The sequence below is a fragment of the Paraburkholderia sp. genome, from assembly GCF_035501035.1.
Classification (GTDB): Bacteria; Pseudomonadota; Gammaproteobacteria; order Burkholderiales; family Burkholderiaceae; genus Paraburkholderia.
The window spans coordinates 1-3,083 of the sequence record NZ_DATJWR010000442.1 but is presented as its reverse complement, the minus strand read 5'-3'; the positions used below and the strand labels follow the sequence as shown (position 1 = coordinate 3,083).

The window sequence follows — 3,083 nt, the reverse complement described above, 5'->3', positions numbered from 1 at the left end:
GAGCTTCTCGCCGCCGAGCAGCATCACGCGTGCGCCGTTCGTGCTCGACAGCGTGACGGTTTCGTCGGGGACCAGCACGGCCATCGTGTGCTGCTCGAGCGGCGTGCCGTCGATCGCGAGGTCGCCTTCCACGAGATAGACGCCGCGTTCCTCGTGCTCGGGCTCGAGCGCGATGGCGCTGGCGGGCGCGAAATCGGCGGCCACGTAGAGCGTGCCCGAAAAGGTCTCGACCGGCGAGGTCGCGCCGAACGCCGTGCCCGCGATCACGCGCATCGTGACGCCGTTGCGCTCGATCTGCGGCAGCGTCGCGGCGGTGTGATGGAAGAACGATGGTTCGGTGTCCTCGTGCTCGAGCGGCAGCGCGACCCAGGTCTGGATGCCGTGCATCGTGAGGCCCGTGGCCCGGTCTTCGTCGGGCGTGCGCTCCGAGTGGACGATGCCGCGCCCGGCCGTCATCCAGTTCACGTCGCCGGGCACGATCTTCTGCTTCGAGCCGATGCTGTCGCGATGCATGAGCGCGCCGTCGAAGAGGTACGTGACAGTGGCGAGGCCGATGTGCGGGTGCGGGCGCACGTCCACGCCCGAGCCCGGCGAGAGCGTGGCGGGGCCCATGTGGTCGAAAAAGATGAACGGGCCGACGAGGCGCGCCGCGAGCGCGGGCAGCACGCGGCGCACATACAGATTGCCGATGTCGCGTTGATGAGGCTTCAGAACCGCTTTGATCGATGAGGACATGGACGCTTCCTTGATGAGCCGCCCGGCACGGTTGTGGGCGGTGAAACCGGCGCGCGGGCGAGCCGCGCGCAAGGCAGGCGCCCATTCTAACGCCGGGCACATGGCGTGCGCCCACTGCATGGGCCGCCCGGCGCGAGGCGGCGCGAAGCCGCGCGAGGGCGGTAAGATCCACGGTTCGACGAAAAGAACAGGAGCAGGGGATGACACCGAAGGATTTGCTGCTCGCGCTGGTGGTGGTGCTGGCGTGGGGCGTGAATTTCGTGGTGATCAAGGTGGGGCTGCACGGCGTGCCGCCGCTCCTGCTCGGCGCGCTGCGCTTCACGCTGGCGGCCTTTCCGGCGGTGTTGTTCGTGAAGCGCCCGCGGATGCCGCTCTTCTGGCTTCTCGCCTATGGCGCCACGATCTCGCTCGGACAGTTCGCGTTCCTCTTCACCGCAATGTACGTGGGCATGCCCGCGGGTCTCGCCTCCGTGGTGCTGCAGGCCCAGGCGTTCTTCACACTCGGCTTCGCGGCGCTCTTGCTCAACGAGCGCTTTCACGCGCAGAACGTGATCGGGCTTCTGATCGCCGCGGGCGGTCTCGCGCTCATCGGCGTGGAATCGATGGCAGGCGGGGCGGCAGGCGGTGGCATGACCGTCGCCGGTTTCGTGCTCACGCTGTGCGCGGCCAGCATGTGGGCGCTCGGCAACATCGTCACGAAGAAGGTGGGCAAGGTGGATCTCGTCGGCCTCGTGGTGTGGGCGAGCCTCGTGCCGCCGCTGCCGTTCCTCGCGCTCTCGTACTGGCTGGAAGGTCCGCAGCGCATCGGGCACGCGCTCTCGACGCTCGGCATGTCCTCGGTGGGCGCGATCGTCTATCTCGCGTTCGTCGCGACGCTGCTCGGCTACAGCCTCTGGAGCCGCCTGCTCTCGAACTATCCCGCAAGCCAGGTCGCGCCGTTCTCGCTGCTCGTGCCCATCGTCGGCCTTGCGTCGGCGTCGCTGCTGCTTGGCGAGCGCCTGACGGCCGCCGAAATCGGCGGCGCCGTGCTCGTAATGGGCGGCCTCGCCGTCAACGTGTTCGGCGGCTGGCTCAGGCAGCGCCTTGGCGCGGCGCGCTCGTAACTTCGCACTCGAATGAAAAACGCCGCGCAGCCCGAAGGCGTGCGCGGCGTGACTGAACTCGCGGGCGTGGACGAAGCGCCCTAAGCCAGGAAGGCCTTCGCGGAGCCACCGAGGCCACCAAAAGCCCTTCGCGAAGCCACCGAAGCCACCAAGGCCCCCGAAGGCCACCAGAGCCACTTATGGCCTCAGGTCATGCGGCTCTTCGCGAGCGGCGGGTTCGCCGCGAAATAGCGCTTGATGCCCTTCAGGATCGCATTGGCCATCTTGTCGCGATAGGCGTCGTCGTTGAGCTTCGTCTCTTCCTCGGGATTGCTGATGAAGGCCGTTTCCACGAGGATCGACGGAATGTCGGGTGCCTTGAGCACGGCGAAGCCCGCCTGCTCAACCGAGCCCTTGTGCAGCTTGTTGATCTCGCCGACCTCGTTGAGCACGAAGCTGCCGTAGCGCAGCGAATCGCGGATCTGCGCGGTGGTCGACATGTCGAAGAGCGCGCGGTTCACGGCGGCGTCGGCCGTCTGCACGCTGATGCCGCCGATCTGGTCCGACGAGTTCTCCTTGTTCGCCATCCAGCGCGCCGCGGCGCTCGACGCGCCGTGCTCCGAGAGCGCGAACACCGACGAGCCGCGCGCCGCCGGCGTCGTGAACGCGTCGGCGTGAATCGAGACGAAGAGGTCCGCGCCCACGCGGCGCGCCTTCTGCACGCGCACGTTCAGCGGCACGAAGAAGTCGGCGTCGCGTGTCATCATCGCGCGCATGTTGGGCTGCGAGTCGATCTTCGCGCGCAGCTTCTTCGCGATGTCGAGCGCGACATGCTTCTCGTACGTGCCGGCACTCCCGATCGCACCCGGATCTTCGCCGCCGTGGCCCGGATCGATCGCGACGGTCAAGAGGCGCGTGGTGCCGCCCTTGCCGGATTTCGGCGCGACGAAGCCGTAGTTGTCGTCGCCGCCTGTGTTGTCGTCGTCGTTGCGTTGGGCGACGACGGGCGGCTGCGGTTGCGGCTGCGGCTTCGGCGCGGCAGGCTTGTTCGGGCGCTGCGCGATCACGGCCGGAGGCACCGGCAGCGTGGGGCGCGGCGCCGCCGACGAAGGGCTCGCGTCGTTTTGCGCATAGCGCTCGAAGAACGCGTCGCTGTTGTCGCGCGAGGGCGGCGCGGCGGGACCCGAATTGGGCCCGGCAAGTGTGGAGGGCGTGGAGGGCGGCGCGCTGTTGCGCATCGCCTCGCGCGCGTCGAGCTGCTGCTGC

3 protein-coding genes are annotated in these 3,083 nt (G+C 68.5%); 1 reads left to right on the top strand and 2 read right to left on the bottom strand.

All coding sequences use genetic code 11. The annotated features are described in order from the left end of the window. The coding region (locus VMJ11_RS31155; RefSeq protein WP_325624771.1) for a pirin family protein at window positions 1-735 on the bottom strand (735 nt) is incomplete at its 3' end. A gap of 200 nt (window positions 736-935) precedes the next feature. On the opposite strand from VMJ11_RS31155, the gene VMJ11_RS31150 reads away from it, so the two are divergent. Next, window positions 936-1,838, top strand: a complete 903-nt coding sequence (locus VMJ11_RS31150) for an EamA family transporter (protein ID WP_325624770.1) — start codon at window positions 936-938, stop codon at window positions 1,836-1,838. Window positions 1,839-2,023: 185 nt separating this feature from the next. Here the strand turns inward: VMJ11_RS31150 and VMJ11_RS31145 are convergent. Next, the coding region (locus VMJ11_RS31145; RefSeq protein WP_325624769.1) for an N-acetylmuramoyl-L-alanine amidase at window positions 2,024-3,083 on the bottom strand (1,060 nt) is incomplete at its 5' end.